Annotated in this window: 34 protein-coding genes; 3 read left to right on the forward strand and 31 right to left on the reverse strand. The window is 62.4% G+C overall.

The window, feature by feature from the left end; genetic code table 11:
- Positions 1-312 precede the first annotated feature (312 nt).
- Positions 313-951, forward strand: coding sequence for a lytic transglycosylase domain-containing protein (locus tag PL79_RS35240; RefSeq protein WP_044849148.1), 639 nt, complete (start codon positions 313-315; stop codon positions 949-951).
- 157 nt (positions 952-1,108) lie between these two features.
- Here PL79_RS35240 and PL79_RS35245 read toward each other — a convergent pair whose 3' ends face one another.
- The 4 genes from PL79_RS35245 to PL79_RS35265 all read right to left on the reverse strand — a co-directional run bounded on the left by PL79_RS35245 (position 1,109) and on the right by PL79_RS35265 (position 6,015).
- Complete coding sequence (locus PL79_RS35245) at positions 1,109-1,618, reverse strand: hypothetical protein (protein WP_044849149.1); 510 nt, start codon at positions 1,616-1,618, stop codon at positions 1,109-1,111.
- A gap of 135 nt (positions 1,619-1,753) precedes the next feature.
- The gene (ccsB, locus tag PL79_RS35250; RefSeq protein WP_135801206.1) at positions 1,754-2,944 is read right to left on the reverse strand and encodes a c-type cytochrome biogenesis protein CcsB; all 1,191 of its coding nucleotides are present in this window, start codon (positions 2,942-2,944) and stop codon (positions 1,754-1,756) included.
- A gap of 4 nt (positions 2,945-2,948) precedes the next feature.
- Positions 2,949-5,159, reverse strand: a complete 2,211-nt coding sequence (locus PL79_RS35255; protein ID WP_044848921.1) for a cytochrome c biogenesis protein ResB — start codon at positions 5,157-5,159, stop codon at positions 2,949-2,951.
- A gap of 202 nt (positions 5,160-5,361) precedes the next feature.
- Positions 5,362-6,015, reverse strand: a complete 654-nt coding sequence (locus PL79_RS35265; protein ID WP_044848922.1) for a c-type cytochrome — start codon at positions 6,013-6,015, stop codon at positions 5,362-5,364.
- 217 nt (positions 6,016-6,232) lie between these two features.
- Between PL79_RS35265 and yihA the strand changes: the two genes are divergently transcribed.
- Positions 6,233-6,892, forward strand: coding sequence for a ribosome biogenesis GTP-binding protein YihA/YsxC (yihA, locus tag PL79_RS35270; RefSeq protein WP_044848923.1), 660 nt, complete (start codon positions 6,233-6,235; stop codon positions 6,890-6,892).
- 253 nt (positions 6,893-7,145) lie between these two features.
- Positions 7,146-8,144, forward strand: a complete 999-nt coding sequence (gene hemB, locus PL79_RS35275; RefSeq protein WP_044848924.1) for a porphobilinogen synthase — start codon at positions 7,146-7,148, stop codon at positions 8,142-8,144.
- A gap of 110 nt (positions 8,145-8,254) precedes the next feature.
- Here the strand turns inward: hemB and dsbD are convergent, their stop codons facing one another.
- The 27 genes from dsbD to rplB all read right to left on the reverse strand — a co-directional run bounded on the left by dsbD (position 8,255) and on the right by rplB (position 23,197).
- Positions 8,255-10,102 carry a protein-disulfide reductase DsbD gene (gene dsbD / locus PL79_RS35280; protein ID WP_044848925.1) on the reverse strand — a complete coding sequence of 616 codons (1,848 nt, stop codon included), beginning with the start codon at positions 10,100-10,102 and terminating at the stop codon, positions 8,255-8,257.
- Positions 10,095-10,421 carry a divalent-cation tolerance protein CutA gene (cutA, locus tag PL79_RS35285; RefSeq protein WP_044848926.1) on the reverse strand — a complete coding sequence of 109 codons (327 nt, stop codon included), beginning with the start codon at positions 10,419-10,421 and terminating at the stop codon, positions 10,095-10,097. The genes dsbD and cutA overlap by 8 nt, the downstream gene beginning before the upstream one ends.
- Before the next feature lie 206 nt (positions 10,422-10,627).
- Positions 10,628-11,023 (reverse strand): 50S ribosomal protein L17, encoded by a 396-nt coding sequence (gene rplQ, locus PL79_RS35290; RefSeq protein ID WP_006477175.1) that lies wholly within the window; start codon positions 11,021-11,023, stop codon positions 10,628-10,630.
- A gap of 147 nt (positions 11,024-11,170) precedes the next feature.
- Positions 11,171-12,148, reverse strand: a complete 978-nt coding sequence (locus PL79_RS35295) for a DNA-directed RNA polymerase subunit alpha (RefSeq protein WP_006477176.1) — start codon at positions 12,146-12,148, stop codon at positions 11,171-11,173.
- A gap of 124 nt (positions 12,149-12,272) precedes the next feature.
- Positions 12,273-12,896 carry a 30S ribosomal protein S4 gene (rpsD, locus tag PL79_RS35300; RefSeq protein WP_006477177.1) on the reverse strand — a complete coding sequence of 208 codons (624 nt, stop codon included), beginning with the start codon at positions 12,894-12,896 and terminating at the stop codon, positions 12,273-12,275.
- Positions 12,897-13,052: 156 nt separating this feature from the next.
- A complete protein-coding gene (rpsK, locus tag PL79_RS35305; RefSeq protein ID WP_004197937.1) occupies positions 13,053-13,454 on the reverse strand; it encodes a 30S ribosomal protein S11 in 402 nt (133 codons plus the stop codon).
- 28 nt (positions 13,455-13,482) lie between these two features.
- Positions 13,483-13,848, reverse strand: a complete 366-nt coding sequence (rpsM, locus tag PL79_RS35310; protein ID WP_039323572.1) for a 30S ribosomal protein S13 — start codon at positions 13,846-13,848, stop codon at positions 13,483-13,485.
- Between the two features lie 38 nt (positions 13,849-13,886).
- A complete protein-coding gene (gene rpmJ, locus PL79_RS35315; protein ID WP_004199844.1) occupies positions 13,887-14,003 on the reverse strand; it encodes a 50S ribosomal protein L36 in 117 nt (38 codons plus the stop codon).
- 20 nt (positions 14,004-14,023) lie between these two features.
- Complete coding sequence (gene infA, locus PL79_RS35320) at positions 14,024-14,242, reverse strand: translation initiation factor IF-1 (RefSeq protein ID WP_004521905.1); 219 nt, start codon at positions 14,240-14,242, stop codon at positions 14,024-14,026.
- Between the two features lie 9 nt (positions 14,243-14,251).
- The gene (gene secY / locus PL79_RS35325) at positions 14,252-15,601 is read right to left on the reverse strand and encodes a preprotein translocase subunit SecY (RefSeq protein ID WP_006400642.1); all 1,350 of its coding nucleotides are present in this window, start codon (positions 15,599-15,601) and stop codon (positions 14,252-14,254) included.
- 42 nt (positions 15,602-15,643) lie between these two features.
- Positions 15,644-16,078, reverse strand: a complete 435-nt coding sequence (rplO, locus tag PL79_RS35330) for a 50S ribosomal protein L15 (RefSeq protein WP_006482880.1) — start codon at positions 16,076-16,078, stop codon at positions 15,644-15,646.
- A gap of 26 nt (positions 16,079-16,104) precedes the next feature.
- Positions 16,105-16,287, reverse strand: coding sequence for a 50S ribosomal protein L30 (gene rpmD, locus PL79_RS35335; RefSeq protein ID WP_006400644.1), 183 nt, complete (start codon positions 16,285-16,287; stop codon positions 16,105-16,107).
- A gap of 15 nt (positions 16,288-16,302) precedes the next feature.
- Positions 16,303-16,821 (reverse strand): 30S ribosomal protein S5, encoded by a 519-nt coding sequence (gene rpsE, locus PL79_RS35340; protein ID WP_006752931.1) that lies wholly within the window; start codon positions 16,819-16,821, stop codon positions 16,303-16,305.
- A 14-nt stretch (positions 16,822-16,835) separates the two neighbouring features.
- On the reverse strand, positions 16,836-17,201 hold the full coding sequence (gene rplR, locus PL79_RS35345; protein ID WP_006477183.1) for a 50S ribosomal protein L18: 366 nt from the start codon (positions 17,199-17,201) through the stop codon (positions 16,836-16,838).
- A gap of 12 nt (positions 17,202-17,213) precedes the next feature.
- On the reverse strand, positions 17,214-17,744 hold the full coding sequence (gene rplF, locus PL79_RS35350; RefSeq protein WP_006758786.1) for a 50S ribosomal protein L6: 531 nt from the start codon (positions 17,742-17,744) through the stop codon (positions 17,214-17,216).
- Between the two features lie 18 nt (positions 17,745-17,762).
- Positions 17,763-18,158 carry a 30S ribosomal protein S8 gene (rpsH, locus tag PL79_RS35355; RefSeq protein WP_006477185.1) on the reverse strand — a complete coding sequence of 132 codons (396 nt, stop codon included), beginning with the start codon at positions 18,156-18,158 and terminating at the stop codon, positions 17,763-17,765.
- Between the two features lie 14 nt (positions 18,159-18,172).
- Positions 18,173-18,478, reverse strand: coding sequence for a 30S ribosomal protein S14 (rpsN, locus tag PL79_RS35360; protein WP_006482884.1), 306 nt, complete (start codon positions 18,476-18,478; stop codon positions 18,173-18,175).
- A gap of 7 nt (positions 18,479-18,485) precedes the next feature.
- The gene (gene rplE / locus PL79_RS35365) at positions 18,486-19,025 is read right to left on the reverse strand and encodes a 50S ribosomal protein L5 (protein WP_006477186.1); all 540 of its coding nucleotides are present in this window, start codon (positions 19,023-19,025) and stop codon (positions 18,486-18,488) included.
- 16 nt (positions 19,026-19,041) lie between these two features.
- A complete protein-coding gene (gene rplX / locus PL79_RS35370; protein WP_006477187.1) occupies positions 19,042-19,350 on the reverse strand; it encodes a 50S ribosomal protein L24 in 309 nt (102 codons plus the stop codon).
- A 9-nt stretch (positions 19,351-19,359) separates the two neighbouring features.
- Positions 19,360-19,728 (reverse strand): 50S ribosomal protein L14, encoded by a 369-nt coding sequence (gene rplN, locus PL79_RS35375; protein WP_006752929.1) that lies wholly within the window; start codon positions 19,726-19,728, stop codon positions 19,360-19,362.
- A gap of 309 nt (positions 19,729-20,037) precedes the next feature.
- Positions 20,038-20,310 carry a 30S ribosomal protein S17 gene (rpsQ, locus tag PL79_RS35380; RefSeq protein WP_006752928.1) on the reverse strand — a complete coding sequence of 91 codons (273 nt, stop codon included), beginning with the start codon at positions 20,308-20,310 and terminating at the stop codon, positions 20,038-20,040.
- Positions 20,307-20,501 carry a 50S ribosomal protein L29 gene (rpmC, locus tag PL79_RS35385; protein WP_006400652.1) on the reverse strand — a complete coding sequence of 65 codons (195 nt, stop codon included), beginning with the start codon at positions 20,499-20,501 and terminating at the stop codon, positions 20,307-20,309. Before rpmC ends, rpsQ begins: the two co-directional genes overlap by 4 nt.
- A gap of 9 nt (positions 20,502-20,510) precedes the next feature.
- Positions 20,511-20,927 (reverse strand): 50S ribosomal protein L16, encoded by a 417-nt coding sequence (rplP, locus tag PL79_RS35390; RefSeq protein ID WP_006482873.1) that lies wholly within the window; start codon positions 20,925-20,927, stop codon positions 20,511-20,513.
- 2 nt (positions 20,928-20,929) lie between these two features.
- The gene (rpsC, locus tag PL79_RS35395) at positions 20,930-21,730 is read right to left on the reverse strand and encodes a 30S ribosomal protein S3 (RefSeq protein ID WP_006482899.1); all 801 of its coding nucleotides are present in this window, start codon (positions 21,728-21,730) and stop codon (positions 20,930-20,932) included.
- Between the two features lie 11 nt (positions 21,731-21,741).
- On the reverse strand, positions 21,742-22,071 hold the full coding sequence (gene rplV, locus PL79_RS35400; RefSeq protein ID WP_004199272.1) for a 50S ribosomal protein L22: 330 nt from the start codon (positions 22,069-22,071) through the stop codon (positions 21,742-21,744).
- A gap of 12 nt (positions 22,072-22,083) precedes the next feature.
- Positions 22,084-22,359 carry a 30S ribosomal protein S19 gene (gene rpsS / locus PL79_RS35405; protein WP_004199273.1) on the reverse strand — a complete coding sequence of 92 codons (276 nt, stop codon included), beginning with the start codon at positions 22,357-22,359 and terminating at the stop codon, positions 22,084-22,086.
- Positions 22,360-22,369: 10 nt separating this feature from the next.
- Positions 22,370-23,197, reverse strand: coding sequence for a 50S ribosomal protein L2 (gene rplB / locus PL79_RS35410; protein WP_006482900.1), 828 nt, complete (start codon positions 23,195-23,197; stop codon positions 22,370-22,372).
- Positions 23,198-23,199: the final 2 nt, after the last annotated feature.

The following is a 23,199-nucleotide window of genomic DNA, read 5'->3' on the forward strand; positions in this document are numbered from 1 at the left end:
ATGTTTCAGGCGTGAATCGTTTCGGGGTGGTGCGTCGCATCAGTAAGACTACGGATGGCGGGACTATCCGATCGCTTTCGCCGCGCGAGAAATGATTTCTTCTGCAACCACGGTTGCATCGAGCAGAAAACAACTGTTGCGCGTAAGGATCGTCAACTTCGCCGGATTACCGAATCTTACCGGCGATTCCTTGTGTAACAGTTTTGCACCGCCACCTCGGCAGCGTCTCCGCCGGCATCGAATTGTAGGAGGATGCCCCATTGTCGATGCGATCAACCGACCACGAAAATGCAGATGCAGGAGGCCTGAAAGATGCACTGCCAACCTTCGTCCGGATTACGAAAGACCATCATCGTCGCAGCATGCGCGGGAATCGGCTCGGCATGGTCGTGCGCCGCTCACGCGCAGATATTCGGCATGGTGGCAAAGAACGGGGTCATCGTCCTGACCAACGTGCCCACTACGGTCAATCTGAAAGTGATCGTCGCGGCCGCGAGGCCGGCCGCCAGGCCGGCCGCATCCACGACGAAGCGTGTCGCGCCGAAACACGTCGTCGCGTCGTCGTTCGAGGACGTGATCGCCGAAGCGAGCCGGTCGTTCAACGTTCCGCCCGAACTCCTTCGCGCCGTGATCGACGTCGAATCGGGATACAACCCGAAGGCGGTATCGGACAAAGGCGCGCTCGGGCTCATGCAACTGATGCCGGAAACGGCCCGGCGCTTCTCGGGCGGCGACATGTTCGATCCGCGCGCCAACGTGCTGACCGGCGCACGGTATCTGCGCTTCCTGCTCGACCTGTTCAAGGAAAACGTCGAACTCACGCTCGCTGCGTACAACGCCGGAGAGAATGCCGTGATTCGGGCCGGGTATCGCATCCCGGCGATGCCGCAGACGCGCGAGTACGTGCCGCGCGTGCTCGCGCGCTACAAGCGGCTGCTCGCCGCGAATTGAAAAACGCGGAAAAACGCGCAACACGCGCGACCCGCGGCAGCCTGCGCGCGGCAACGCTGCCGGCAGCCTGCGCACGGCGCGCTGCCGGGCGCCATGAAGCGATGGCGTCCGGCAACGTGTAGCGCCGTAGCGGCCGGCATTCGGGCCGCCCCGCCACTCATGGAAATGCCGGGACCGTCGGATCCTCTCCCTGCAGATGCGCATCCGTATGGTGAAGCCTGATCGCGTCTTCGATCTCGCGAACGCGGTCGGTCGGCACGTCGATCATCATCAGCAGCTCGCCGTGCTCGATGCCCTCCTCGAAACGCTTCAGGCGCGTGCTCGGCATGTCGATGCCGATCATCGTCGCCACCCATGCGCCGAAGGCCGCGCCGAACAGCGTGATCGCCACGACGATGCCGCCGCCGATCGGCAAACCCGCGGGCTGGACCAGCAGCAGGATCAGCCCCATCAGCATGCCGGTCGCAGAGCCGACCGCGGTGCCGCGCGCGAGCGACGGCAGCAGGTCGCTGCGTTGCACCAGCGTGGCTTCCGGCAAGTCGTCGCGCCAGACATCGTGATTCGCGAGGCAATGGATATGTCGCCACTCGATTCGCAGCGACAGCAGCTCGCCGACGATCGACCGCGCGCATTGCGCCGTCGGCAACAGAAAATAGACGCGTCTCATGGCAGTTCCTCCTGCGTCGCATCCGGAATGCGGCGATGCTCGTTCGGACATTCTGGTCCGGCACGCCGGCGGCGGGTAGGGGTAATGCTCGCCGAAGTGCATGGGTAGAACATGGTAGGCAACGCCGCGCATGCGTCAGAGTTGCCCGTAGCTGTGCAGCCCCGACAGGAACATGTTGACGCCGAGGAACGCGAACGTCGTCACGAGCAGGCCGGTGAGCGCCCACCAGGCGGCAACCGCGCCGCGCAGGCCCTTCATCAGGCGCATGTGCAGCCAGGCCGCGTAGTTGAGCCACACGATCAGCGCCCAGGTTTCCTTCGGGTCCCAGCTCCAGTAGCCTCCCCATGCTTCGGCGGCCCACAGCGCGCCGAGAATCGTCGCGATCGTGAAGAACGCGAAGCCGACCGCGATCGACTTGTACATTACGTCGTCGAGCACCTCGAGCGTCGGCAGGCGATCGGCGAGCACGCCGCGCTCCTTCATCAGGTACGCGACCGACACCATCGCCGACAGCGCGAAGCTGCCGTAGCCGATGAAGTTCGCCGGCACGTGGATCTTCATCCACCAGCTCTGCAGCGCCGGCACGAGCGGCTGGATCTGCTGCGCGTCGCGCGCGACCGAGTACCACATCAGGAAGCCGACGGCCGCGCTGATGACCAGCAGCACGAACGCGCCGAGCGCGCGCGTGCCGTAGTGGCCTTCGTAATACAGGTAGAGCAGCGCGGTGATCAGGCTGAACAGCACGAACACTTCGTATAGGTTCGACACCGGGATATGCCCGACGTCGGCGCCGATCAGGTAGGACTCGTACCAGCGCACCATCAGGCCGGTGAAGCCCATCAGCACGGCGACCCACGTGAGCTTCTGGCCGATCGCGGCGCCCGACTCCGAGCGCGCGAGCAGACCGATCCAGTAGAAGATCGTCGCGAGCACGAACAGCGCGCTCATCCACAGGATCGCGGACTGGCTCGACAGGAAGTATTTGAGGAAGAACGCCGCATCGGCGCGCGCGAGATCGCCCTGGTAGATCTGGATCGACAGCAGCGACAGCACGGCGATCGACGCCATCATCAGCCGCGCGGGCTTCCAGCGCCAGCCGAGCACGACGAGCGCCGGCACGGTGCCGATCATCACCGCCTTGTCGTAGTAATTCATGTGTTCGTTGTAATGCACGAACGCATAGCCCGCGCCGACCACGAGTGCCAGTGCGAACAGCCAGTCGATGACCGACAGGCGCGCGAGGAACGGACGGTCGTCGAACAACGGCGCCGGATTCGGGGCCTGGACCGGCCCCGAACGGGAAGAGGAAACTTGCGTGAGATCCATGATGTTACCGGGTGGAATTCTCGGAATCGCCGCCGGCAGGCGGACGGGCAGTCGCTGCCGCACCGGCGGGCGCGGCGTCGCGCGGTGCGGCGCGCAAGGCGGCGCCGGCCGCGTCGCGCGTCTGCACGAATTCTTTCTCGAAATCGAAGGTCTTGCGGGCCGTGGACATCGCCATCACCACATCGACGCCCGAACCGGCATCCTTGAGCCAGAACCAGAGGCGCCGCTCGCGCACGTAGAACATCGAGAAGATGCCGGCGACCAGCAGCAGGCTGCCAAGATACACCAGATTCTTGCCGGGTGCGCGCGTCAACTGAAATACCGAAGCTTGCACCTGCTTGAAGGAGTCAAGCTGCAAATAGACCGGCGATCCATACAAGAAGCTGTCCGATAGCGCATTGATCGCGTTCTGCACGAAGCGGATCGTGTCGGCGCCCTGTTGGGCAGCCGGCTCGCCGGCGCGCTCGCGCGCGATCTGCCAGACCTCCCACATCGAACCCTCGAGCATGCGCAGCAGCAGGCTCGCCGCCTTCTCCTGCTCGGCCTTCGGCACCGAACGATCGATGAAGGTCGCCACCGCCTGGAAGCCGCCGACCGGCTGGCCGTCGGCGCCGCGGCCGATGCTGTCGTCGCTCGCCGCAAAAAGGGTCAGCACCTTGAACGCGCTGTCCTGCAGGCGGCCACGCAGCGACGCTTCGGTCGTCGGCAGCGAACGCTGCGCGAAGCGCGCGGCGGCGTCGGCACGCACGGCCGGATCCTCGAGCGCGGCGCGCAGGCGCATCCATTCGCCGATCGAATCCTGGCTGTCGGCCGGAATCCGCATGTAGCGGAACGGATCGTTCGGGCTCGCGCGCACGCCGGCGAGGAACACGCGCGTGCCGCCCATGTCGACCGGCAGCATGTAGTTGTTGAATTCGCGCGCCTGGCCGTCCTTGCCGCGAATCTTGTACTGCACCGACGGGCCGATGTTGTGGAGCTGCACCGGCTTCGACGTCTTCGCGCCCGAACCGAGCCGCTCGTCGAACGCTTCCTTCAGCGACGCCGTCTTCGCGACGCCGCGCACGTCCGGCTTGCCGTTCGCGTCGGCCATGTTCTCGACGTTGATCGCGCGAAAGTCGGAGAACTCGATCGTGTCGCCGTCGCTGCCCGGCATCTGCAGCGGCGCCGTGCTGCCGATCGTGCCCTTCACTGCGAAGGTCTTCGCGTTGCCGCCCGTCATCGGGTAGGCCGTCATCTCCATCTGCGAGCCGCCGTCCTGGAAGCTCGACTGGTAGATCGACACGCCCTTGTACGTGAACGGCTTGTTGACCTCGACGCGCGCCGGGATCTTCTGGCCCGTCTCGCGATCGATCACGACGATGTCGCTCGCGAACAGCTTCGGCATCCCGGTCGTGTAGTAGTCGACGATGAACTTGTTGAGCTGGATCGAGAACGGCAGGTCCTGGATCAGCGAGCCGCTCGGCTGGTTCAGGATCGCGGTCGACACGAACTGGCCTTCCGGCACCCACGCGTAGCCGCGGAACGTCGGGTTCGACACGGACAGCCGGTGGTCGGGCGAGATTTCGCTGATCGTCGCGCTCGTGTTGACCGGGCTCTTGCCGAACATCCACATCTGGAATTTGATCGGCAGGTTGCTGTCCAGCAGGCCGCCGATACAGATCACGACGATCGCAAGGTGCGCGGAGATGTAGCCCCACTTCGTCAGCGCGCCGCGCTTCGCGGAAATCAGCGTCGCGCCGTCGGTTTCACGCACGACGTGCTTGTAGCCGGCCTTGGTGACGAACGTGGCGAGCGTGGCCGCGACGGTCGCGCGCGTGCCGGACGCCGAGTATTCGGCCTTGTGGTGGAACGCGCGCAGGCTGCCTTCGCGGACCTTGTCCTTCCAGCTCTTCGCATCGGCAAGCATCTTCGGCGCATTGCGGATCACGCACAGCGAGATCGACACGACGAGGAAGATCAGGATCAGCATGAACCACCAGGCGCTGTACACGTTGTACAGGCCCAGCGAGCGGAAAATGTCCGCCCAGAACGGCCCGAACTGGTTCACGTAGTTCGGATACGGGTCGTCCTGCGTCAGGACCGTGCCGACGATGCTAGCGATCGACAGCACTACCAGCAGCGCGATCGCGAAGCGCATCGAGCTCAGCAGCTCGATCGCGCGCCTGGACGCACTTTGACCCGACTTCGACTGCAACCCCGACGTGGTAACGCTCATTCAAACTCCGACTAAGGGGAAACAGCCCCTACGCTCACTATGTTCGCTGCCCCCGAGGGGGCGGTCAGCACGCTGGGGACGACCCGGCGAATGCCGACAAAAAAGGGCGAGGCAACCGCAATCACGCGGCGCCCCACCCTTTTTCTTGTTCTGACGCCGGCCGCCCTTCGGGCGCCCGGTCATTCCATTCGCGACCGTCCGGTCAACGCAGGCCCGCGATGTAATCCGCGACGGCCTTGATCTCGTTGTCCGACAGACGCGCTGCGATCTGATGCATCGCCTCGTTGTTGTTGCGCGCACCGACACCCTGCTGGAACGCGGTCAACTGGGCAACCGTGTAATCGGCCCATTGCCCCGACAGACGCGGATACTGGACCGGAATCCCCTGCCCCGTCGGCCCGTGGCAGCTCGCGCAGGCGGGTACACCCTTTTCCGCGATGCCGCCGCGATAGATCTTCTGGCCGATCGGCACGGTCGCCGCGTCGCGTGCGGTGCCGAGCTTCGTCGTCTGCGATCCGTAATACGCAGCGACGTTGCGCATGTCGTCCGCGCTCAACGCGCTCGCGAACCCGACCATCACCGGATTGGTCCGCGCCGGCCCCTTCGCGCCCGGCTGGGCCTTGAAGTCGTTCAATTGCTTGACCAGATAGTCAGGATGCTGGCCGGCCAGCTTCGGGAAACTGCCCGACGCGCTATTGCCGTCCGCGCCGTGACACGACGCGCAAACTTGCCCGGCAATCGCCTTGCCGCGGTCCAGATCCGGCTTTGCCGCATCCGCCGCATTTGCCTCCGCTACGAAACCTACGAACCCTGCTGCAACCTGAAGCACCATCAGAGACTTGCACAGTCGATTCATTCGCACACCCTGTTTCGTCTTGTGGGAATTTGAGGTTCTGCAAAAAACGACGTCGACCAGTCTACCGCAGAAGCTGCATAAAAGCGCGAGGCAGGCGCCCGCAGCCCTTCGGCAAAACCGCCGTATTGTACAATATCGCGCTGAAAGCTCCCGCGCCTATCGGGGCTACCCCGCCTCCACCAAGCGGCTCGCGCCGCCCCGTCCCACCGGTTTCCCCATGGCCTTTTTGCTCCACCAAGCCCGCTTCTACACGACCGTCAACCATCTGCGCGACCTGCCGCCGACGGTACAACCGGAAATCGCGTTCGCGGGCCGCTCGAATGCCGGCAAATCGACGGCGATCAACGTGCTGTGCAACCAGAAGCGGCTCGCCTTCGCGTCGAAGACGCCCGGCCGCACCCAGCACATCAACTACTTCTCCGTCGGCCCGGCCGCCGAGCCCGTCGCGAACCTCGTCGACCTGCCCGGCTACGGCTACGCGGAAGTGCCGGGGGCCGCGAAGGCCCACTGGGAAATGCTGCTGTCGTCCTACCTCGCGACGCGTTCGCAGCTGTGCGGCCTGATCCTGATGATGGATTCGCGCCGCCCGTTGACCGACCTCGATCGCCGGATGATCGAGTGGTTCGCGCCGACCGGCAAGCCGATCCACACGCTGCTGACGAAGTGCGACAAATTGACGCGGCAGGAAAGCATCAACGCGCTGCGCAACACGCAGAAGGGACTCGACGCGTACCGTGACCAGGGCGTGAAGGGCAAGCTGACGGTCCAGCTGTTCTCGGCGCTGAAGCGCACGGGGCTCGACGAGGCCCATGAACTGATCGAGAGCTGGGTGCGGCCGTCCGTCGCCGACGAAAAAAGCGAGCCTGTAGCACAATGAGCGGGCAACGCGCGGCCGGGACCGGCCGTGCGCACCTGACGGCACCTGCGGATTCGGCCGGCTCATAAAAAAACCCGCCGTTGAACGGCGGGTCAAACAGCCTAATCGAATAACGACAGGCACCCGCTCAGGGAGGAGAAGCGGGGAGCTGCACGCGACGCGTGCCGCTCGATCGCTATCATATACCAACGCTCTCGAAAATGACCTAAGGGTTCCGTAAGGTTCTTACTACCCTGATTTCTGCCCAATCGCCATGAGCTTCCATCCGCTTCACCGTCCGCGCCGGATGCGCCGCGACGACTTCTCCCGGCGCCTGATGCGCGAAAACCGCCTGACCACCGACGACCTGATCTATCCGGTGTTCGTCGTCGACGGCACCAACGAACGCCAGAGCGTCCCGTCGATGCCCGGCGTCGAGCGCGTGTCGGTCGATCTGCTGATGCATGTCGCCGAGCAGTGCGTCGAACTCGGCGTGCCCGTGCTGTCGCTGTTCCCGGCCATCGAGCCGTCGCTGAAGACGCCTGACGGCCGCGAAGCGGCCAATCCGGAAGGCCTGATCCCGCGCGCGGTGCGCGAGCTGAAGAAGCGCTTCCCCGAACTCGGCGTGCTGACCGACGTCGCGCTCGACCCGTACACGAGCCACGGCCAGGACGGCGTGCTCGACGAGAACGGCTACGTGATCAACGACGACACGATCGAGATCCTGGTCGACCAGGCGCGTGCGCAGGCCGAAGCCGGCGTCGACATCGTCGCGCCGTCGGACATGATGGACGGCCGCATCGGCGCGGTCCGTGAAATGCTGGAAAGCGACGGTCACATCCATACGCGCATCATGGCCTATTCGGCCAAGTTCGCGTCGGCGTTCTACGGCCCGTTCCGCGATGCGGTCGGCTCGGCGTCCAATCTGGGCAAGGGCAACAAGATGACCTACCAGATGGATCCGGCGAACAGCGACGAAGCGCTGCGCGAAGTGCGCCTCGACATCGACGAAGGCGCCGACATGGTGATGGTCAAGCCCGGCATGCCGTATCTCGACATCGTGCGCCGCGTGAAGGACGAGTTCCGCTTCCCGACCTACGTGTACCAGGTGAGCGGCGAATACGCGATGCTGAAGGCCGCCGCGATGAACGGCTGGCTCGATCACGACAAAGTCGTGCTCGAATCGCTGCTCTCATTCAAGCGCGCAGGCGCCGACGGCGTGCTCACGTACTTCGCGCTCGATGCCGCGCGTCTGCTGAAAGCGCAGCGCTGAGCCGCGCGCCGGCCGGCACAAGGAAAAACGGCGGGACACTTCGGTGTCCCGCCGTTTTTTTGCATCGTCCGGCCGGCGCAGCTGGCCGCCCGTGCGCCGACCAGCGCGCGTTACACCGTCGGTACCGCCGCGCGATCGAGGCTGCGCAGGAACGTCTCGGCCGCCTGATAACCGACCACACGGCCGATTTCGTTGCCGTTGCGATCGAAGAAGATGATTCCCGGCGGCCCGAACAGGTTGAAGCGCTTGAGCAGCGCCTGGTCGTCCGGATTGTTCGCGGTGACGTCGGCACGCACCAGGTGAAGCTGCGCGAGCCGCGCCTGCACGCGCGAATCGGTGAACGTCAGATGCTCCATCTCCTTGCAGCTCACGCACCAGTCGGCGTAGAAGTCGAGCATCACGGGCTGGCCCGACGTCTTCAGCAGCGCGTCGAGCTCGCGACTGGAGCGCACCGACGCGAACGCGGGACCCTGCGCTCCGGCCGCCGCACCGGCTGCCGACGCATCGCCCGACGCAACCGTGCGCGCCGCGAGCACGGCCAGCGGCTTCACGGGGTCGTTGGAGCCCGCGGCAAGACCGACGAGCAGCGTTGCAGCCCAGATCGCGAGCGCGGCACCGAGGCCGCGGCCGAGACGGCGCCAGATCGATGCGGCGCCGGCATGCGGCGTGAACAGGCCGAGCGCCGCGGCCGCGACAAGCAGCCACAATGCGGCGAGCACCATCTTCAGCGCGCCCGCGAGCACCGGCCACACGATCCACAGCGCGGCGGCAAGCAGCACGATGCCGAAGAACACCTTCACGCCGTCCATCCATGCGCCCGCGCGCGGCAGCACCGTACCGGCACCGATGCCGACGACGAGCAGCGGTACGCCGAGCCCCAGCCCCATTGCGAACAACGCGGCGCCGCCGAGCAGCGCATTGCCGGTGTGCGCGATGAACGCGAGCACCGCAAACAGCGGCGCCGTCATGCATGCGCCGACGACCAGCGCCGACAACGCCCCCATCGCGGCGACCGCGACGAAGTGGCCGCCCCGGCGCGCGCTCGAGGCTTCCGCCGCGCCGTTCTGCCAGCGCTCGGGCAGCGCGATGTCCTTGCCGGAAATCAGCGATACGGCGAATGCGGTGAGCAGCACGCCGAATGCACCGAGCACCCACGGGTTCTGCAGCCATGCGCCCAGGCTCTGGCCGACCAGCGCCGCCGCGATGCCCAGCACCGTATAGACGAGCGCCATGCCGACCACGTACGTCAGCGACAGCGCGAAACCGCGTGCGTGCGTCGCGCGCGTGCCCTGGCCGATGATGATCGCGGACACGATCGGAATCATCGGATACGAGCAGGGCAGGAGACTCAGCACGACGCCGGCGACGAAATACAGCGCGACGATGGTGAAGAAACCGTGCCCCTCGAGCAGCGACTGCGCGAAATCCGCGCTCGTGACCTTGTCGAACCAGCTGCCCGAAGCCGCCGTGCGATCGACCGGCGCGGCCGCGCCCAGCGCTGCGCCGTCGACCTTCACGACGTGCTCCGCAGGCGGATAGCAGATTCCTTCGTCGGCGCATCCTTGCGACGTCACCGCGAGCTCGAACGGCCCCGCCGCCTGCTTGACCGGAACATGAATCACGACCTCGTCTCGATAGGTCTCGACTTCCTTCTGGAACGTCTGGTCGAACTTCACGTGGCCGGCCGGGAATTGCGGATCGCCGAGCGTCGCCTGCCCGCCCTTCACCGCGAACGCGAACCGCTCGCGGTACAGGTAATAGCCGCTGGCAACCTTGAAACGGACGTCCACCTGCCCCGGCGATTCGCTCGCGCTGAACTTGAACGCGACCGACGGATCGAGAAAATCGTCGGCCGCGCGCGCGACCGACAGGCCGCCCAGCACGAACATGAACGACATCAGGACTGCGAGAAACCGCAGCACGCGCACGCGCACGGAAAGCGCCATACCGTTAAACATGAAATAGACGTTGAGTTTCGCTGGTCACCCACTGGCCGTACGCGGCCGTAGCCGTCGCCTGCCACGAGACGATTTCCGGCGTCTCGTACGGATGATGCGCGAGAATAAATCGCTCCAGTTCGAGCGAGCGGACGGGGCTCGTCTTGAACAGCAACTGGATCTCGTCGGCCGTCTCGACCTTGCCCTGCCAGTGATAGCGCGACTTGATCGCACCAAGCTCCGACACGCACGCGGCAAGCCGCGCGTCGAGCGCGCCGTCGGCGAGCGCCGCGGCCGTCGCCGCATCCGGCACCGTCGTCAGCATCAATACCACCACCATACGCGCCCTCCTGACTGGCCTTTACCGGCTTCCGCCGCCACGAATCGCCCATCGAGGGCGCGCGCCGATAACTGCATATCGTAGCGCAGCCCGCGCGACGCTGCCGGCACCGGCCTGCGACAATCGATCGCAGCCGAGGCGCCGCCAAAAACAAAAAGGGCCAAGCAATTGCTCGGCCCTTTCGGATCCTGCTGCGTACCGGAAGCTTACTCGGCTTCTTGCACGTTTTCCGTTTCGTCGACTTCCGGACGATCGAGCAGCTCGACCAGTGCCATCGGTGCGTTGTCACCGACGCGGAAGCCGAACTTCAGCACGCGCAGGTAGCCGCCCGGACGGTTCGCGAAACGCGGACCGAGCACGTCGAACAGCTTCGCCACCGAGTCACGATCGCGCAGGCGGTTGAACGCCAGGCGACGGTTTGCCAGCGACGGCTTCTTGCCGAGCGTGATCAGCGGCTCGACGACTTTACGGAGTTCCTTCGCCTTCGGCAGCGTCGTCTTGATGACTTCGTGCTCGATCAGCGAGTTGGACATGTTACGGAGCATAGCCAGACGGTGGCTGCTCGTGCGGTTCAGTTTCCGCAGACCATGACGATGGCGCATTTCAGTTTCCTTGATTCAAAGTTTTGATCCAGCTCTTCTATCGCACCTCTGGGGTGCACGGGCCGGTAGAGAAAAAAGCAAGATGCGGATTTTAAAGGAAAATCCGCATCTTTGCCAACTACTGCTACAGCCGGGCTACAACCGGGCTTACTTGTCGAGACCAGCCGGCGGCCAGTTTTCGAGCTTCATGCCCAGCGTGAGACCGCGCGAAGCGAGCACTTCCTTGATCTCGTTGAGCGACTTGCGACCGAGGTTCGGCGTCTTCAGCAGCTCGTTTTCCGTGCGCTGGATCAGGTCGCCGATGTAGTAGATGTTCTCGGCCTTCAGGCAGTTCGCCGAACGAACCGTCAGCTCGAGATCGTCCACCGGACGCAGCAGGATCGGATCGATCTGCGGTGCGCGCGACGGTGCTTCGGCAGCCGTTTCCGTGCCTTCCAGCGCCGCGAACACGGACAGCTGGTCGACCAGGATGCGGGCCGATTGACGGATCGCCTCTTCCGGGGTGATCACGCCGCTCGTCTCGATGTTCATCACGAGCTTGTCGAGGTCGGTACGCTGCTCGACACGTGCGCTTTCAACGGCGTAGCTCACGCGGCGAACCGGCGAGAACGATGCGTCGAGGACGATGCGGCCGATGATCTTGGCCGTGTCTTCGCCGTAGCGACGGACGTTGCCGGGCACATAGCCGCGACCCTTTTCGATCTTGATCTGAACGTCGAGCTTGCCGCCCTTCGACAGGTGTGCGATCACGTGATTCGGGTTGATGACTTCGCAATCGTGCGCCAGCTCGATATCGCCGGCCGTGACGACGCCTTCGCCTTCCTTGCGCAGGGTCACCGTCACTTCGTCACGGTTGTGCAGCTTGAACACCACACCCTTCAGGTTCAGCAGCAGGTTGACGACGTCCTCTTGCACGCCGTCAAGCGTCGAATACTCGTGCACCACGCCAGCGATCGTGACTTCGGTCGGCGCGTAGCCAACCATCGACGACAGCAGCACGCGGCGAAGCGCATTGCCCAAGGTGTGGCCGTAACCGCGTTCGAACGGTTCCATGACCACCCTCGCGTGGTTCTCGCCCAGCGATTCCACGGCGATGATCTTGGGTTTCAGCAAACTGGTTTGCATGGGCTTTCCTTTTCAATACCCTCGGCTCGTTACACCGATAAGGCTGACCGGTAACAACCAGAAAATAAACAGCCGAGGCCCCTCCTTGCATAACGCAATCGGGGTACCTCGGCCGTCAATCGGATTAACGCGAATACAATTCGACGATCAGGCTTTCGTTGATGTCGCCTGCGATTTCAGCGCGTTCCGGCATTTGCTTGAACGTGCCTTCGAACTTCTTCGCATCGACTGCAACCCAGCTCGGCATGCCGCCTTGCTCGGCCAGCGACAGCGCTTCGACGATACGCGCCTGCTTCTTCGCCTTTTCGCGGATCGCGACGACGTCACCCGCCTTCACTTGCTGCGACGGCACGTTCGCGACGACGCCGTTCACCGTGATCGACTTGTGGCTCACCAGCTGACGCGCTTCAGCGCGGGTCGAGCCGAAACCCATGCGATACACGACGTTGTCGAGACGCGACTCGAGCAGTTGCAGCAGGTTTTCACCCGTGTTGCCCTTGCGGCGGTCGGCTTCAGCGAAGTAGCGGCGGAACTGACGCTCCAGCACGCCGTAAATACGCTTGACCTTCTGCTTTTCGCGCAGCTGCGTACCATAGTCGGACGTACGTGCGCCCGAGGTACGGCCGTGCTGACCCGGCTTGCTGTCGAGCTTGCACTTGTCGGCGAGCGAGCGGCGCGCGCTCTTCAGGAACAGGTCGGTGCCTTCACGGCGGGACAGCTTGGCCTTAGGGCCGATATAACGTGCCACTTTGCATTCCTTTATCAATCAGTCACGCGGACCGGAATCCGCGCTAGTTCGCGCCCTTTGGGGCGAACGGTGGGCTTAGTCAATCAAAAAAGCAACGCCCGTCGACGCTACGCGGCGACAGGCAAATGCGCCAGCACGAACGTGCCAGCAGCATTCTTAGATACGACGGCGCTTCGGCGGACGGCAGCCGTTGTGCGGAATCGGGGTGACGTCCGAAATCGCGGTGATCTTGATGCCGAGGCCATGCAGTGCACGCACTGCCGACTCACGACCCGGGCCCGGGCCCTTGATCCGCACTTCCAGATTCTTCACGCCATATTCCATCGCCACGCGACCGGCCGACTCAGCAGCAACCTGAGCAGCGAACGGCGTCGACTTGCGCGAGCCCTTGAAGCCCTGGCCGCCCGACGTCGCCCATGCCAGTGCATTGCCCTGGCGATCGGTGATCGTGATGATCGTGTTGTTGAACGACGCGTGAACGTGAACCACGCCTTCAGCGACGTTCTTCTTAACCTTCTTGCGAACGCGTTGCGCCGCGGTGTTCGAAGCCTTAGCCATTACGTTTTCCTGTAACTGTCAGTTCCGCTTACTTCTTCAGCGCTTGCGCTGCACGACGCGGACCCTTGCGGGTACGTGCGTTCGTACGCGTACGCTGACCGCGCATCGGCAGGCCCTTGCGATGACGAACGCCACGGTAGCAACCGAGGTCCATCAGGCGCTTGATGTTCATCGTCACTTCACGGCGCAGATCGCCTTCGACGATGAACTTGCCCACTTCTTCACGCAGCTTTTCGAGGTCTGCGTCGGTCAGGTCCTTGACCTTCTTCGAGAATTCCACGCCAGCTGCCGTGCAGATGCTGCGCGAGCGCGTGCGGCCGATACCGAAGATTGCCGTCAGGCCGATCTCGGTATGCTGGTGATTCGGGATGTTAACCCCTGCGATACGAGCCATTGTTTTTCCTCAAACAAAAAGCGCAAACAAACGCGCGGTCAGCCTTGGCGCTGCTTGTGGCGCGGATCCGAGCTGCAGATCACGCGAACGACGCCTTTGCGCTTGATGATCTTGCAATTGCGGCAAATGCGCTTAACCGATGCCATCACTTTCATGATAATACCCTTTTTTCAAATCACTTCGCCCGGAACACGATCCGCGCACGAGACAGATCGTAAGGCGTCAATTCAACCGTCACCTTGTCGCCCGGCAGGATGCGGATGTAGTGCATCCGCATCTTCCCGGAGATATGCCCCAACACGACATGGCCGTTTTCCAGCTTCACGCGGAAGGTCGCATTCGGGAGGTTTTCGATCACCTCACCTTGCATCTGGATTACATCGTCTTTGGCCATAGTCCTTGATTAACGCATTGGGATGTTGCCGCCCTTGAAGTTTGCCTTCTTGAGCAGCGACTCATACTGTTGCGACATAACGTACGACTGCACCTGCGCCATGAAGTCCATCGTGACGACGACAATGATCAGCAGCGACGTTCCACCAAAATAAAACGGCACGTTCCAGCGCAGCACCAGGAATTCCGGCAGCAGACACACGAAGACGATGTAGATCGCACCGGCCAGCGTCAGACGCGTGAGGATGCGGTCGATATATCGTGCGGTCTGGTCGCCCGGACGAATGCCCGGAACAAACGCGCCGCTCTTCTTCAGGTTGTCCGCGGTTTCCCTGCTGTTGAACACCAGTGCGGTGTAGAAGAAGCAGAAAAACACGATCGCCAGCGTGTACAGCAGCACATAGACCGGCTGGCCCGGCTTCAGCGCCTCCGCGACGTTATGCAACGTGTTGGAGATCCAGCTTCCCGACGGCTGACCCGTGCTGAACCAGCCGAGAATCGTGGCCGGGAACAGGATGATCGACGATGCGAAGATCGGCGGGATCACGCCCGACATGTTCAGCTTCAGCGGCAAGTGCGACGACTGGCCACCGTAGATCTTGTTGCCGACCTGGCGCTTCGCGTAGTTCACGAGGATCTTGCGCTGACCGCGTTCGATGAACACGACCAGGTAAGTCACCGCGGCGATCAGAACGACGATGATGATCGCCGAAATGATGCTCATCGAACCCGTACGCACCAGCTCGAACAGCCCACCGACGGCATTCGGGAACCCTGCTGCGATCCCGCCGAAGATGATGATCGAGATGCCGTTGCCCAGACCACGCTCGGTGATCTGCTCACCCAGCCACATCAGGAACATCGTGCCGGTAACCAGCGTCACGACCGTCGTCAGCCGGAACAGCATGCCGGGGTCGATCACGAGGCCCGGCTGGTTTTCCAGCGCAGCCGCGATACCGAACGCCTGGAAGGTCGCGAGCACCACGGTGAAATACCGCGTGTACTGCGTGATCTTCCGTTGCCCTGCCTGCCCTTCCTTCTTCAGCGCCTCGAGTTGCGGCGAGACGATCGCCAGCAACTGCATGATGATCGACGCCGAGATGTACGGCATGATCCCCAGCGCAAAGATCGTGAAGCGGGAAAGCGCGCCACCCGAGAACATGTTGAACATGCCCAGGATGCCGCCCGCCTGGCTCTGGAACAGCTTCGCCAGTTGATCCGGATCGATGCCCGGCACGGGGATGTGCGCGCCGATGCGATAGACGATCAGCGCCAGGAGCAGGAACATCGCTCGCCGACGCAGATCGCCGAATTTCGCCGTGCTTCGACCGGGTTTTGCAAGACTCGGGCTGTTAGCCAAGTACCTTCTCCGATGAATGCAAGTAACGACGCGCTACGCGTGTCACTCGGCGAACGAACCGCCAGCCGCTTCGATCGCAGCGCGCGCACCCTTGGTGGCGCCGAGACCCTTCACGACGATCTTGCGCTTCAGTTCGCCCGTCGCGATGATCTTTGCGCTCTTCGTCAGCTCGCCGACCAGGCCGGCTTGCTTCAGTGCGAGCAGATCGATTTCATCGACCGGCAGCTTCTCGAGGTCGCCCAGGCGCACTTCACCGACGAATTCCTTCGTCAGCGACGTGAAGCCGCGCTTCGGCAGACGACGTTGCAGCGGCATCTGACCGCCTTCGAAACCGACTTTGTGGAAGCCGCCCGAACGCGATTTCTGACCCTTGTGACCACGGCCAGCCGTCTTGCCGAGGCCCGAACCGATGCCACGGCCGACACGACGCTTGGCGTGCTTTGCACCAGCGGCCGGCTTCAGGTTATTCAATTCCATATCAACTCCTTGATCCGTAGGGCCGCTTACGCGATGACCTTAACGAGGTACGAGACCTTGTTGATCATGCCGCGGACCGCCGGCGTATCCTGCAGCTCGCTAACCGAGTTGAGTCGGCGCAGGCCCAGGCCACGCACGGTCGCACGGTGCGATTCGCGGGTCCCGATCAGGCTCTTGACGAGCTGAACCTTGACAGTTTTTTCAGACATGGTGACCACCCGGGCTTAGCCCAAAATATCTTCGACGGACTTGCCGCGCTTCGCCGCGATGTCTGCCGGGGTCGACTGCTTGCGCAGACCGTCCAGCGTGGCGCGAACGAGGTTGTACGGGTTCGTCGAACCGTGGCTCTTCGCCACGACGTTCTGAACGCCCATCACGTCGAACACTGCGCGCATCGGGCCGCCGGCGATCACGCCCGTACCTGCCTTCGCCGGAGCGAGGAGGACAGCGGATGCGCCATGCTTGCCGTGCACTTCGTGCTGCAGCGTGCCGTTCTTGAGCGGCACCTTGAACATGTTGCGGCGAGCTTGTTCCATTGCCTTCTGGACAGCGACCGGCACTTCCTTCGCCTTGCCCTTGCCCATACCGATGCGGCCATCACCGTCGCCAACCACGGTCAGTGCGGCGAAGCCGAGAATACGGCCACCCTTCACGACCTTGGTCACGCGATTGACCGAAATCATCTTTTCGCGAAGGCCGTCGTCGCGCTCGTCAGCCTGAACTTTCGCTTGCATCTTTGCCATGACGAATTCCTTCCTTAGAACTTGAGCCCAGCTTCGCGAGCTGCCTCAGCCAGCGCCTTGACGCGGCCGTGGTAGCGGAAGCCCGAGCGGTCGAAGGCGACGGATTCGATGCCGGCAGCCTTTGCCTTCTCGGCAATACGCTTGCCGATCAGCGTCGCGGCATTAACGTTGCCGCCCTTGCCCGACTTGTCGGCCAGTTCAGCGCGCACTTCTGCTTCGAGCGTCGACGCGCTGGCGAGCACCTTGGTGCCGCAGGGCGAGAACACTTGAGCGTAGATGTGCGTGTTCGTGCGATGCACGGCGAGACGCGCGACCTGCAGCTCAGCGATCTTGATACGCGTCTGGCGAGCGCGGCGCAGGCGAGATTGAGTCTTATCCATGATTGCGCACCCTTACTTCTTCTTCGTTTCTTTGAGGATCACAACCTCGTCGGAATAGCGCACGCCCTTGCCCTTGTACGGCTCCGGCGGACGGTAACCGCGGACTTCCGCAGCCACTTGACCGACTTGTTGCTTGTTGATCCCCTTGATCACGATTTCGGTTTGCGTCGGGGTTTCAGCCTTGACGCCTTCCGGCATCTGGTGCACCACCGGGTGCGAGAAACCCAGCGACAGGTTCAGCTTGTCGCCTTGCGCTTGCGCACGATAACCGACGCCAACCAGCGTCAGCTTGCGCTCGAAACCCTTGGTCACGCCGTGCACGGCATTCGCGATGATCGCGCGCATCGTGCCCGACAGTGCGTTTGCTTCGCGGCTTTCGTCGACCGGCGACAGATTCAGCGTGCCGTCGTTGTTCGCCACGTTCACGAGCGGATTGATCGCTTGCGTGATGGTGCCCAGCGGGCCCTTGACGGTGATCGCACCGTCGGCCAGCTTGACTTCCGCGCCTTGCAGCGCGATCGGGCTCTTACCTACTCGAGACATGTTTCTCTCTCCTCGGCTTTAAGCAACGTAGCAGATGACTTCGCCGCCGACGCCGGTAGCGCGCGCCTTGCGGTCGGTCATCACGCCCTTCGGCGTCGACACGATTGCCACACCCAGGCCGTTCATGACCTGCGGAATGTCGTTACGGCCGCGGTACACGCGCAGACCAGGCTTCGACACGCGCTCGAGGCGTTCGATGACCGGGCGACCTGCGTAGTACTTCAGCGCGATATTCAGTTCGGACTTCGCACCTTCCGCCTTGACGGCGAAATCGTCGATATAACCTTCGTCCTTCAGGACTTGCGCGATTGCAACCTTGACCTTCGACGAGGGCATCGCGACCGATACCTTCTCGACCATCTGCGCGTTGCGGATGCGAGTCAGCATATCGGCGATAGGATCACTCATGCTCATTTACGTTTCTCCTATTACCAGCTCGCCTTGGTCAGGCCAGGAATCTCGCCACGGAATGCGATTTCACGAATCTTGTTACGCGCGAGGCCGAATTTACGGAACGTGCCACGCGGACGGCCCGTGATCGCGCAGCGGTTACGCTGGCGGGTCGGGTTTGCGTTGCGGGGCAGTTGCTGCAGCTCAAGGCGTGCTTCGTAGCGCTCTTCTTCCGACTTGCTTTGGTCTTCGACGATCGCCTTCAGCGCTTCGCGCTTTGCTGCGAACTTCGCGACCAGGCGGGCGCGCTTCTTTTCACGTTCGATCAGTGCCAGTTTAGCCACGGTAACCTCAGTTTCTGAACGGGAACTTGAAGCTGGCGAGCAGAGCCTTTGCTTCGTCGTCGGTCTTCGCAGTCGTCGTGATGCTGATGTTCAGCCCACGCAGTGCGTCGATCTTGTCGTAGTCGATTTCGGGGAAAATGATCTGCTCTTTCACACCGATGTTGTAGTTGCCGCGGCCATCGAAGGCACGACCCGACACACCGCGGAAGTCACGCACGCGGGGCAGGGCAACGGTCACGAAACGGTCGAGGAATTCGTACATCGCTTGGCCACGCAGCGTCACCATCGCGCCGATCGGGTAACCCTGGCGGATCTTGAAGCCTGCGATTGCCTTGCGCGCCTTCGTGACGACCGGCTTCTGACCAGCGATCTTCGTGAGGTCGCCGACGGCGTTCTCGATGATCTTCTTGTCAGCGATCGCTTCGCCAAGACCCATGTTCAGCGTGATCTTGGTGATGCGCGGCACTTCCATGACCGACTTGTAACCGAACTTCTCGATCAGGCCGGGCACAACCTTTTCTTTGTAAAACTCTTGAAAACGAGCCATTTTTTACTCCGCTGCGTCAGGCGCTCAGTACGGCACCGGTCGTCTTCAGGAAGCGAACCTTCTTGCCTTCCTCGACCTTGATGCCAACACGCGACGCCTTGCCATTCGCGTCGACCAGTGCGACGTTCGAAATATGCAGGGGCATCGTCTTCGCTTCCACGCCGCCCGTCGTACCCTTCATCGGGTTCGGCTTCACATGCTTCTTGACGAGGTTGATACCTTCAACCGTCACATGTTCTGCACCGACAGCCAGCACGACGCCGCGCTTGCCCTTGTCTTTGCCAGTGACGACGATGACTTCGTCACCTTTGCGAATCTTGTTCATCGCGACTCCTTACAGCACTTCCGGCGCCAGCGAAACGATCTTCATGAATCGTTCGCTACGCAGCTCACGCGTCACCGGCCCGAAGATACGGGTGCCGATCGGCTCAAGCTTGTTATTCAAAAGCACAGCGGCGTTGCCGTCGAACTTGATCAGCGAGCCGTCTTGACGGCGAACACCCTTGGCGGTGCGGACCACCACGGCGTTGTAGATTTCGCCTTTCTTCACGCGCCCGCGCGGCGTTGCTTCTTTGACGGTCACCTTGATGATGTCGCCAATGCCGGCATAACGACGCTTCGAGCCGCCGAGCACCTTGATGCACATGACTTCACGTGCACCCGTGTTGTCGGCTACTTCGAGCCGAGATTCGGTCTGGATCATGGTTTGTCTTTCCCAACTTAATCCGATTGCACCACCATGATGCATTCGGTCAGTCTTGGTCCCGTCAGCCAATCGGCTGCTTGGGTTGGAACAGCAGCGACGGCAAACGAAACCCGCCATCGCAATTCGGTGAATCTTTCGGACAGGCTGGCGCCAGTCCGCTTCCCCCACCAACTTCGCCCGCGACGGGGCTCCCATAAAGAGGGAAGACCAGGATTATAACAAATAACCCTGGTCACGCAAGCAAAAACTTTGCGATTTCAAGCACTTCGTGGCGAAGTGCTTGTTACTGCCTACTGCTCTGCCCGCTTAGATGACGCGAGCTGCTTCGACGAGGCGCGACACCGTCCAGGCCTTCGTCTTCGAAACAGGACGAGTTTCCTGGATTTCGACGAGATCGCCTTCGTTGCAGGTGTTCGCTTCATCATGCGCGTGGTACTTCTTCGAGCGCACGACATACTTGCCGTAGATCGGGTGCTTGACGCGGTGCTCGATCAGCACGGTGACGGTCTTGTCCATCTTGTTGCTGACGACCCGACCGACCAGCGTCCGCTTCAGCGAGGTTTTCACGCTATCGTTCATTTCTGGTTCGCCTTCTGAGTCATGACGGTCCGCACACGTGCGATGTCGCGACGAACCTTCTTCAGCTGGCTCGTGTTCGTGAGCTGCTGGGTCGCGAGTTGCATGCGCAGGCCGAATTGCGCCTTCAGCAGGTCCGCCAGCTCCTTGTTGAGCGCGGCCTGGTCTTTCTGGAGAAGTTCGGAAGCCTTCATGTTTTCTCCTTAGGCGCCGAGCTGGCGCACGATGAATGCCGTCTTCAGCGGCAGCTTGGCTGCAGCCAGACGGAACGCTTCGCGTGCCAGTTCTTCGGTTACGCCGTCCATTTCATAGAGCATCTTGCCCGGCTGGATCTCGGCGACGTAGTACTCCGGGTTACCCTTACCGTTACCCATACGCACTTCTGCCGGCTTTTGCGAAATCGGCTTGTCCGGGAAGATCCGGATCCAGATGCGGCCGCCACGCTTGATGTGACGCGTCATTGCACGACGCGCCGCTTCAATCTGACGTGCGGTCAAACGACCGCGACCGATCGCCTTCAGACCGAATTCACCGAACGACACTGCGTTGCCGCGCGTCGCCTTGCCGGTGTTACGACCCTTCTGCTCTTTACGATACTTTCTGCGTTTCGGTTGCAGCATCGTTATTCTCCAGTCTTGCCGTCTTCGGGCTTGCCGGCGCCACGGCGCGGTGCGCCACGACGAGCACCCGGAGCGCCGCCTTCGCCGTCACGGCGCGGACGACGGTCGCCCGGACGCGCATTGCGACGCGGACGCTTGTCTTCGGCTACTTCTTCGACCACCGGCGCGTCATTGCGGCCGAGCGTGTCGCCCTTGTACACCCACACCTTGACGCCGATGATCCCGTAGGTCGTCTTCGCTTCCGAGGTCGCGTAGTCGATGTCGGCACGCAGCGTGTGAAGGGGCACGCGACCTTCGCGATACCACTCCGTACGAGCGATTTCGATACCGTTCAGACGGCCTGCGCTCATGATCTTGATGCCTTGGGCACCCAGACGCATCGCGTTCTGCATCGCACGCTTCATCGCGCGACGGAACATGATCCGGCGCTCGAGCTGTTGCGTGATCGAGTCAGCGATCAGTTGCGCATCGGTTTCCGGCTTGCGGATTTCTTCGATGTTGACGTGAACCGGCACGCCCATGCGGCGTTGCAGTTCCGTCTTCAGCTGTTCGATATCCTCGCCCTTCTTGCCGATGACGACGCCCGGACGCGAGCTGTAAATCGTGATGCGCGCGTTCTTCGCCGGACGCTCGATGACCACCCGACCGACCGAAGCGTTCTTCAGCTTCTTCTTCAGGTATTCACGAACACCGATGTCTTCCTGCAGCATCGCCGCGAAATTGTTGTTGTTCGCGTACCAACGCGAAGCCCAATTGCGGCTGACAGCCAGGCGGAAGCCAGTCGGATGAATTTTCTGTCCCATCGTATGGCTCCTTAATTCCCGACCGTCACAGTGATGTGACAGGATTGCTTCTCGATGCGGTTACCGCGGCCCTTGGCGCGCGCGGTGAAACGCTTGAGCGATGCCGCCTTGTCGACGTAGATGCTCTTGATCTTGAGCTCGTCGATATCAGCGCCTTCGTTGTGCTCCGCATTCGCGATTGCCGACAGCACAACCTTCTTCACGATGCCAGCCGCCTTCTTCGGCGAGAACGTCAGAACGTTCAGCGCCTTGTCGACCGGCAAACCGCGGATCTGGTCAGCCACAAGGCGCGTTTTTTGCGCCGAGATGCGGGCACCGCGATGAATTGCTTTCACTTCCATCTTGATTGCCCCTTATTTCTTGGCCTTCTTGTCGGCCGCGTGACCCTTGAACGTACGGGTCAGTGCGAACTCGCCAAGCTTGTGGCCGACCATGTTTTCCGAGATGTACACCGGAACGTGTTGACGGCCGTTGTGAACAGCGATCGTCAGGCCGATGAAATCCGGCAGAATCGTCGAGCGACGCGACCAGGTCTTGATCGGCTTTTTGTCGCGCGAAGCTGCAGCCGCCTCAACTTTCTTCAGCAAATGGGCGTCGCAGAACGGACCTTTTTTTACAGAACGTGCCATTGCCTACTCCTTAACGCTTGTGACGGCGCTGGACGATCATCGTCGTCGTGCGCTTGTTGCTGCGGGTGCGGTAACCCTTAGCCGGCGTACCCCACGGGCTCACCGGGTCGCGACCTGCAGCCGTCTTGCCCTCACCACCACCGTGCGGGTGATCAACCGGGTTCATCGCAACGCCACGCACCGTCGGGCGGATACCGCGCCAGCGGTTCGCGCCAGCCTTGCCGATTTGGCGCAGGCTATGCTCTTCGTTACCGACTTCACCGATCGTTGCACGGCACTCGATGTGCACGCGGCGGATTTCGCCCGAACGCAGACGAACCTGCGCGTAGACGCCTTCACGTGCCAGCAGCATGGCCGACGTGCCAGCCGAACGCGCCATTTGCGCGCCCTTGCCCGGCAGCATCTCGATGCAGTGGATCGTCGTACCGACCGGAATGTTGCGGATCGGCAGCGTGTTGCCTGCACGGATCGGCGCTTCCGAACCCGACATCAGCTGTTGGCCGACGGTCAGGCCCTTCGGGGCGATGATGTAGCGACGCTCGCCGTCTGCGTAGAGCACCAGCGCGATGTTCGCGCTACGGTTCGGGTCGTACTCGAGACGCTCGACCTTTGCCGGAATGCCATCCTTCGTGCGACGGAAATCGACGATACGATAGTGCTGCTTGTGACCACCACCCTTGTGACGCGTGGTGATACGGCCGTTGTTGTTACGGCCGGCGGTCGAGCTCTGCGAGTCGAGCAGTGCCGCGAACGGCTTGCCCTGGTGCAGGTTCTTGTTGACCACCTTGACCATCGCGCGGCGACCCGGCGATGTCGGCTTAACTTTCACGATTGCCATGA

The sequence above is a fragment of the Burkholderia sp. USMB20 genome (assembly GCF_000949135.2).
GTDB lineage: Bacteria > Pseudomonadota > Gammaproteobacteria > Burkholderiales > Burkholderiaceae > Burkholderia.